This window comes from Mesorhizobium sp. M1E.F.Ca.ET.041.01.1.1, from assembly GCF_003997355.1.
GTDB lineage: Bacteria > Pseudomonadota > Alphaproteobacteria > Rhizobiales > Rhizobiaceae > Mesorhizobium.
Genome location: NZ_RZSL01000306.1, coordinates 1 through 7,443 on the forward strand (window position 1 = coordinate 1; position 7,443 = coordinate 7,443).

The window sequence follows — 7,443 nt, forward strand, 5'->3', positions numbered from 1 at the left end:
TTTGCATTCGGCAGGGGCTGGGGGTCGAAGCGACTGAACCGAATGTCGACCGGATCGACATAGGCGATCCGCTTTCGCCGGCGCTCGAGCCGTTCGAGCTCCTCGCGCAGAACGGCGATGCGCTCGCGCGTTGCCGCGTTTGACGGCTTCGATTCCAGCTCGGAGAGCTGCCGGGCGATCGCATCCAATTCCTCTTGCTTGGGCCGCTTCAGCGCGATGCGGCGTCCGTGGCTGTTTCGCATGGTGCGCCCGACATTGATGTTGGTCGGCGACCCGGTTGCCGCGAAGCCTGCCCGCCTCGGCTTGAAGCTCAATATCTGCTTGAGATTGAGCTTGACCAGATCGGGCAGTTCGAGGTCCTCGAAGAAGAGGTCGAGCACCTCCTCGCGCGACAGCACAAAGCGGAAGTCGTCTTCGGATTCCGTGTTTCCCGGAGCCGAAGAGCCCGCGCCCCCGCCACCAGGCTTGGGGATCAGGTCGCCGGGGCTGAACGTCCGGTTTCCGGGCAGGATGTGCTGGCGATGGCCGCTGTCCTTGGCGTCGCTGAACGTCGGCTCGCTGGTGCCTTTCCGAGGCATCGGCACGGCGTGCTCCCGGTCTATCTCGGCAATGCCGCTTGTCCGGATCTTGTCGCGGATGGTGCGCTTGAGCTCTTCATGCGCGCGCTTGAGGAAGCGCTGGCGATTGCCCAGGCTTTTGTCCTTCGGGTTCAGGCGGCGGTCGATGAAGATCGGCATGGAACCGCTCCAGCTTTGCTCAGCCTGCCTTGTTCACGCGCATGTACCAGTCGACCAGCCGGCGCACCTGCCGCTGAGTATAGCCGCGTTCCACCATCCGCTCCACGAATTCGTTGTGCCGCTTCTCCGTGACGCTGTCCTGCTTGGAGCCGAAGCTGATCACCGGCAGCAGGTCCTCGACCTGACCGAACATGCGCTTCTCGATGACCTCGCGAAGCTTTTCGTAGCTCGTCCAGGATGGATTGCGGCCATGGTTGCGCGCCCGGGCGCGCAAGGTGAATTTGACCACTTCGTTGCGGAAGTCCTTGGGATTGGCGATGCCGGCCGGCTTTTCGACCTGCGACAGTTCCTTATCCAGGACCTCGCGGTTGAGGATCTGGCCGGTATCGGGGTCCTTGTAGTCCTGGTCCTCGATCCAGGCATCGGCGTAGGCGATATAGCGGTCGAAAAGGTTCTGGCCGTACTCACTGTACGATTCCAGATAGGCCTTCTGGATCTCGTGACCGATGAACTCGGCATAGCGCGTCGCGAGCTCCGATTTGATGAACTCGAGGTAGGCAGCTTCCGTCTCCTTCGGGAATTGCTCGCGCTTGATCGCCTCCTCCAGGATATAGATCAGATGCACGGGATCGGCGGCCACCTCCTTGGTGTCGTAGTTGAAGGTCTGCGACAGGATCTTGAAGGCGAAGCGCGTGCTGACCCCGGTCATGCCTTCGTCGACGCCGGCGGCATCGCGATATTCCTGGACCGACTTCGCCTTCGGGTCGATCTCCTTGAGATTCTCGCCGTCATAGGCGCGCATCTTGGTGTAGAGCGGCGAGTTCTCGTGCTCCGCAAGCCGCGTCGAGACGGTGAAGCGGCTGAGGATGTCCAGCACTTCAGGCGCGCAGGGGCTGTTCGCCAGATCGCTCTCGCGCAGAAGTTTTTCGTAAATCTGCCTTTCTTCGGTGATGCGAAGGCAATAGGGAACCTTGACCACGAGAATGCGGTCGAGGAAGGCCTCATTGTTCTTGTTGTTCTTGAACTGCTGCCATTCCGATTCGTTGGAGTGGGCGACGACGATGCCCTGATAGGGAAAGGCGCCGAAATTCTCGGTGCCGTTATAGCTTCCTTCCTGGGTCGCCGTCAGCAACGGGTGCAGGACCTTGATCGGCGCCTTGAACATCTCGACGAATTCGAGCAGCCCTTGCGTGGTCCGGTTCAAGCCGCCGCTGTAGGAGTAGGCATCCGGGTCGGACTGGCTGAAGTGTTCCAATTGCCTGATGTCGACCTTGCCGACCAGGGCCGAGACGTCCTGATTGTTCTCGTCGCCGGGCTCGGTCTTGGTGATGGCGATCTGGCGCAGACGCGACGGCGACAGCTTGACGACGCTGAATTTGGAAATGTCGCCGGACAGTTCGTCGAGGCGCTTGGCCGCCCAGGGCGAAATCAGCCCATTCAGCCGGCGACGCGCTATCCCGTATTTGTCCTCGAGCAGATCGCCCATGCGATCGGGATTGAAAAGGCCGAGTGGCGATTCAAAGACCGGACTGATCTGGTTGCCGACTTTCAGCGTATAGATCGGGCGCTGTTCCATCAGTTTCTTCAGCCGTTCGGCAAGCGAGGATTTGCCGCCGCCGACCGGGCCGAGCAGATAGAGGATCTGCTTGCGCTCTTCGAGCCCCTGCGAGGCATAGCGGAAATATCCCGCAATGCGCTCGATCGTATCCTCCATTCCGTAGAAGTCCGAGAAGGAGGGATAGATCTTGATCGTACGGTTCGAAAAAATACGCCCGAGCCGCTCGTCCTTGCTGGTGTCGACAAGGTTCGGCTCGCCTATTGCCTCGACCATGCGTTCGGGCGCTGAGGCGTACATGGATTTGTCTTCACGGCAGGCAAGCAGATACTGCTGAAGGCTGATCTCTTCCTGGGCCGCGTTCGAGTAAATCTCCGAAAACAGGTCGAAGACGTCTGATTGATTCTCGCGCATGATGCTTTGCCTCGGAGCCGATAGGCTGCCAATCGGCTCATCGTCTCTTCAACTGCCGGAAAGCGCTCTTTGTTCCCGACAAACGCTAATCGTCAGCTTCGATCACCGAGGTGTGAGGGAACCACTCCGCGTGGCCGAAACAAGCGCCGCGTCGCGCATCCCGATGTGAACTCTAGTCGCCCACCCCGAATCGACAGCCAAGATCAGTGTGCGCTCGGTCGACCCATTTGCCAACACAAAACAGAAGTGCCGACGCTGCGGTGTGATGTCGCCGCAAGGTAACCGGCAGTGGTACCGACTGCCGCTGCATCGACCGCCTTGCGGCGGCGCGAGCCAGCGCAGCGGACGCTCGATCGGGCATCGAGGCGGCAAAGCGCCCTATGCGGACAGAATGCTTGCCTGAGAGCTTCAAGGAAGGATCTCGTATTGGTTTTTCGCACCTACATGTCGTGGTCGGGAACGTAGAGACAGAACGAATGCTGAGAGTTTACGTCGCCGCCGGGCTTGCACTCGTGAAAGAACTCGTCGCGCGAGCGCTTGATCCGCCTGTCGGTGTAGGGAATGAGCTCCCCGGTGGAGAGCTGGTGTCCATACTGCGTTTCCTTCACGTCGGCCGCGGGTGCCTGATAGCAGTCCAACCCCGCGCAGCATGAGCTGTCGTACTGCCAGCCCTTGGGCGCCTGATGCGCGGCGGCCGGAGCCGAGAGGAAGGCCGCCAAGGCAATCGCCGGAAACAGCCGCAAAGGCTGCAAACTGCCTGAGCACCCATTACCATGCCCGGCTGGAGCTCGATACGTCGTCTTCATGGGTGGTCACCCCTCGGAGGCGCCAGTCGCATCGGCTCTCCGGTCTGGCTAACAATCCGCCCGGCATGGATGAGCGCTTCCTCCAGAACCGGGCCGTCAAGCAAACTGCCAGACCAGGGAAAATGTTCCATGATCTTGTTCACGCGGCCCAGTCGAGCGCCCGCGCATTTTTCGATGGCGCAAGAGGGGTGCGGGTCCACTGTTGGCGAGCCAACCCCTTGCAGCCCCTGAACAATCCTTAACTGGACGCCTGCCGCGCTCGCGTGCACTCTTTGCCGAGGGCGATCAGAGCTGGGGGTGGTCAGGAGATGACGATGATCGATCGGCGGTGTTTTGTCCTTGCGTCCGTTGCCGCGCTGCTGCCGGCAGGGGCGTCGGCAGCCTGGCGGCTGCGCCAGCCGGCGCCGCAAACCGTCGACTACGGGCCAGCCAAGCTCGATATCTACGCCCGAGAAGGCGCCAAGGGTGATCCGGTCGTCTTCTTCATCCATGGCGGCGCCTGGCGGATCGGCAACCGCAACAACGTCAACGCCAAGCCGGGCTTCCTGCTCGCCAACGGCTTCCTGTTCGTCTCGATCGATTACCGCATGCTGCCCAAGGCCGACGTCGCCGCCCAGGCGGGCGACGTGGAAGAGGCCTATGCCTATGTGCGCGCCAATATCGCCAGCTATGGCGGCGATCCGGACCGCATCGTGGTGATGGGTCACTCGGCCGGCTGCCATCTGGCGGCACTGACAGGACTTCGCGGCGGCTTGCCCGGCGTCGCCGCGCTGGTGCTCGACGATACCGAAGCCTATGACATCGAGGCTCTGGCCAGGGCGCAGGGCGGCAGGCTGCGGCCGATCTACGCGCAGGCGTTTTCGGATCCAGGCCAGTGGCGCGCGCTGTCACCCGCGACCTATATCGGGACGGCCAAGCACCCGCCCGTGTTCGTCGCCTATTCGAACGCGCCGATCCGCGCGACCGCTGCGCATGACTTCGCGGATCGGCTGCGGACGGCCGGCAACAAGGTCACACTGTTCGACGGCAGCGCCTATTCGCACATGGCGATCAACCGGCGCTTCGGCGAGGACGGCGATGCGCTGACCGCCGCGGTCATGGCTTTCCTGAAGGCGACGGTCGCCTGAACCCTACCAGAGGGTCTTCTCGCCGGGCGCGGCCGGCTCGATCGCGAGCGCGTGCACGCCGGCCTTCAACTCGTCGGCAAGCAGCTCGTTGACGGCGCGGTGGCGGTCGACGCGGCTCATGCCGGAAAAATTCGGCGAGACGATGCGGACGCGGAAATGCGTCTCGCCGGTGCCGTCGAAGGTGGCGTGGTGACCGGACTCGACATGATGATGGCCGGCATGAAGGTGGCTTTCGTTGATGACGATGAGCCTTTCGGGCGAAAACGCCGCCTTCAGCTTGCTTTCCATCGTCGACTGTATGGACATCGGGGCTTCCCTTCACCACATCTACGGCATCGCCGTAAAATCTGCATTTTCGACCGCTTTAAGCCGCGATTCAGCGGTTAGGGCGATCATCTGCCAAATGTCAATTCTTGTTTCGCACTAGCGAACAGCCCATAAATGGGTGAGATGAAACCGTATCCCAAATATTTCGAGAAAATCCGCATCCGGCCGGAAAAGGACGCGGAGCTGAAGTCGCGCGCGCCGGTCTGCCAGTGGGATGGCTGCAAGGAGGCCGGCACGCATCGGGCGCCGGTCGGACGGCTGAAGGAGGGTGAGTATTTCCGCTTCTGCTTCGAGCATGTGCGCGAATACAACAAGAGCTTCAATTACTTCTCGGGTGTGTCGGACACCGAGATCGCCCGCTTCCAAAAGGAGGCGCTGACCGGCCACCGGCCGACCTGGCGCATGGGCGCCAATGGCGGCGGGATGCGTTCTGCGCCGGATTTCGCGCAACAACGCTCCGGCCGCGCCGGTTACTACAACCGCATGCGCGACCCCTTCAACCTGTTCGGCGGCGGGCCGCGCGAGGCACGCGAGCGCAAGGCGAAGCCGCTTGAGGCCAAGGCGCTGGAAACGCTTGGCCTTGATACAAAGGCGACTGGCAAGGATATCAAGGCGCGCTATAAGGAACTCGTGAAGCGCCACCATCCTGATGCGAATGGTGGCGACAGGGGTTCGGAAGACCGGTTCCGCGATGTGCTGCAGGCCTATCGCGTGCTCAAGCAAGCAGGATTGTGCTGAGCGGCCCTACGGTCCGTGTCGTTTTCCAACTTTCATAAGGTTGGAAAAGGCTCTAAGACCGCCCCCGAACAAAATCGATTGCCGGCGAAACGCCGTCGTTTCGCACGTGGAGACGTTGATAGTGATGAACAAGGTCGATCGCGACATCGCCAACTTGCCGGACACGACGGTGTCGGTGAGGGAGAAATTCGGCTTCGACTCCAAGATGGTGGTGCCCGCCTATTCGGTGTCGTCCGAGCATGTGCCGGACATCGACCCGGACTATCTGTTCGACAGGGCGACGACATTGGCGATCCTCGCCGGCTTTGCCTACAACCGCCGGGTCATGGTGTCGGGCTATCACGGCACCGGCAAGTCGACGCATATCGAGCAGGTCGCCGCCCGCCTCAACTGGCCCTGCGTGCGCGTCAACCTCGACAGCCATGTCAGCCGCATCGATCTCGTCGGCAAGGACGCCATCGTCGTCAAGGAAGGCCTGCAGATCACCGAATTCCGCGACGGCATCCTGCCCTGGGCCTATCAACACAATGTGGCGCTCTGCTTCGACGAGTACGATGCCGGCCGCCCCGACGTGATGTTCGTCATCCAGCGCGTGCTGGAATCGTCCGGTCGTCTGACGCTGCTCGATCAGAGCCGCGTCATCCGCCCGCATCCGGCCTTCCGCCTGTTCGCCACCGCCAACACGGTCGGCCTCGGCGACACCACCGGCCTCTATCACGGCACGCAGCAGATCAACCAGGCGCAGATGGACCGCTGGTCGATCGTCACCACGCTCAACTACCTGCCGCACGACAACGAGGTGAACATCGTGCTGGCCAAGGCCAAGCACTACCGCGACAACAAGGGCAAGGAGATCGTCAACAAGATGGTGCGCGTCGCCGACATGACGCGCTCGGCCTTCATCAATGGCGACCTGTCGACGGTGATGAGCCCGCGCACGGTCATCACCTGGGCCGAGAATGCCGAGATCTTCGGCGATATCGGCATGGCGTTCCGGCTCACCTTCCTCAACAAATGCGACGAGCTGGAGCGTTCGGTGGTGGCCGAATTCTATCAGCGCGCCTTCGGCGAGGATCTGCCGGAGAGTGCCGCCAACGTGGTGCTGGGGTAAGCGCGTACCGGCAGGCTTCGCGCAGGGAATGATCGATGGCGGGTCCGGGCGACAACACGCGCAACAAGCCGAAGAACGGGTCTGAAGCCGACAGCTTCAAGCGCGCCGTCACGGTGTGCATGCGCGCCGTTGCCGGCGACAAGGACCTCGAGGTCGGCTTCGCCAAGGATCGGCCGGCGCTGGCCGGAAACCGCGCCCGTCTGCCCGAACTGCCGAAGAAGGCTTCCCGCAACGACATCGCCATCACCCGCGGCATCGGCGATTCCATGGCGCTGAAGCGCGCCTGCCACGATCAGCGTATCCACACTAAGCTGGCGCCGGAGGGCAAGCTCGCGCGGGCTATTTTCGATGCCGTTGAACAAGCGCGCGTCGAGGCGATCGGCAGCCGCGCCATGCAGGGCGTGGCCGACAACATCGGCTCGATGCTGGAAGACAAATACGCCAAGGCAAATCTCGTCGACGTCAAGGACAAGGCCGATGCGCCGCTCGAGGAGGCGGTGGCTCTGATGGTGCGCGAGAAGCTCACCGGCCGTCCCGTGCCGAAGAGCGCCGAGCGGCTTGTCGATCTGTGGCGCCCCTGGGTCGAGGAGAAGGCCAGCACCGATCTCGACGGCCTGTCGTCCAAGCT

General features: G+C 62.2%; 7 protein-coding genes and 1 pseudogene. 4 read left to right on the forward strand and 4 right to left on the reverse strand.

Translation table 11 applies throughout. The features are described 5' to 3' along the window. From EOA38_RS22350 to EOA38_RS22360, 3 genes are all read right to left on the reverse strand, one after another. A partial coding sequence (locus EOA38_RS22350; protein ID WP_127300273.1) for a DUF444 family protein occupies positions 1-737 on the reverse strand: 737 nt, incomplete at its 3' end. A 19-nt stretch (positions 738-756) separates the two neighbouring features. After that, on the reverse strand, positions 757-2,706 hold the full coding sequence (locus EOA38_RS22355) for a PrkA family serine protein kinase (protein ID WP_126091659.1): 1,950 nt from the start codon (positions 2,704-2,706) through the stop codon (positions 757-759). Positions 2,707-3,146: 440 nt separating this feature from the next. Continuing rightward, entirely contained in the window at positions 3,147-3,512 is a 366-nt protein-coding gene (locus EOA38_RS22360) for a hypothetical protein (RefSeq protein ID WP_127300274.1), read from the reverse strand. Between the two features lie 314 nt (positions 3,513-3,826). Between EOA38_RS22360 and EOA38_RS22365 the strand changes: the two genes are divergently transcribed. After that, complete coding sequence (locus EOA38_RS22365) at positions 3,827-4,639, forward strand: alpha/beta hydrolase (protein ID WP_126091661.1); 813 nt, start codon at positions 3,827-3,829, stop codon at positions 4,637-4,639. Between the two features lie 3 nt (positions 4,640-4,642). Here the strand turns inward: EOA38_RS22365 and EOA38_RS22370 are convergent, their stop codons facing one another. Then, a complete protein-coding gene (locus EOA38_RS22370) occupies positions 4,643-4,945 on the reverse strand; it encodes a BolA family protein (RefSeq protein ID WP_126091662.1) in 303 nt (100 codons plus the stop codon). Between the two features lie 135 nt (positions 4,946-5,080). Between EOA38_RS22370 and EOA38_RS22375 the strand changes: the two genes are divergently transcribed. The 3 genes and pseudogenes from EOA38_RS22375 to EOA38_RS22385 form a co-directional block, all read left to right on the forward strand. Continuing rightward, positions 5,081-5,704, forward strand: coding sequence for a J domain-containing protein (locus EOA38_RS22375; protein WP_126091663.1), 624 nt, complete (start codon positions 5,081-5,083; stop codon positions 5,702-5,704). 124 nt (positions 5,705-5,828) lie between these two features. Then, positions 5,829-6,815 (forward strand): cobaltochelatase subunit CobS, encoded by a 987-nt coding sequence (gene cobS, locus EOA38_RS22380; protein WP_126091664.1) that lies wholly within the window; start codon positions 5,829-5,831, stop codon positions 6,813-6,815. A 35-nt stretch (positions 6,816-6,850) separates the two neighbouring features. After that, positions 6,851-7,443: pseudogene (locus EOA38_RS22385) on the forward strand (cobaltochelatase subunit CobT); the annotation flags it as partial.

Excerpts from the sequence above, each read along its gene's own strand:
- EOA38_RS22355 (WP_126091659.1), bottom strand. The coding sequence starts at position 2,706 with ATGCGCGAGAATCAATCAGACGTCTTCGACCTGTTTTCGGAGATTTAC.
- EOA38_RS22360 (WP_127300274.1), bottom strand. The coding sequence starts at position 3,512 with ATGAAGACGACGTATCGAGCTCCAGCCGGGCATGGTAATGGGTGCTCA.
- EOA38_RS22375 (WP_126091663.1), top strand. The coding sequence starts at position 5,081 with ATGGGTGAGATGAAACCGTATCCCAAATATTTCGAGAAAATCCGCATC.
- cobS (WP_126091664.1), top strand. The coding sequence starts at position 5,829 with ATGAACAAGGTCGATCGCGACATCGCCAACTTGCCGGACACGACGGTG.
- EOA38_RS22370 (WP_126091662.1), bottom strand. The coding sequence starts at position 4,945 with ATGTCCATACAGTCGACGATGGAAAGCAAGCTGAAGGCGGCGTTTTCG.
- EOA38_RS22365 (WP_126091661.1), top strand. The coding sequence starts at position 3,827 with ATGATCGATCGGCGGTGTTTTGTCCTTGCGTCCGTTGCCGCGCTGCTG.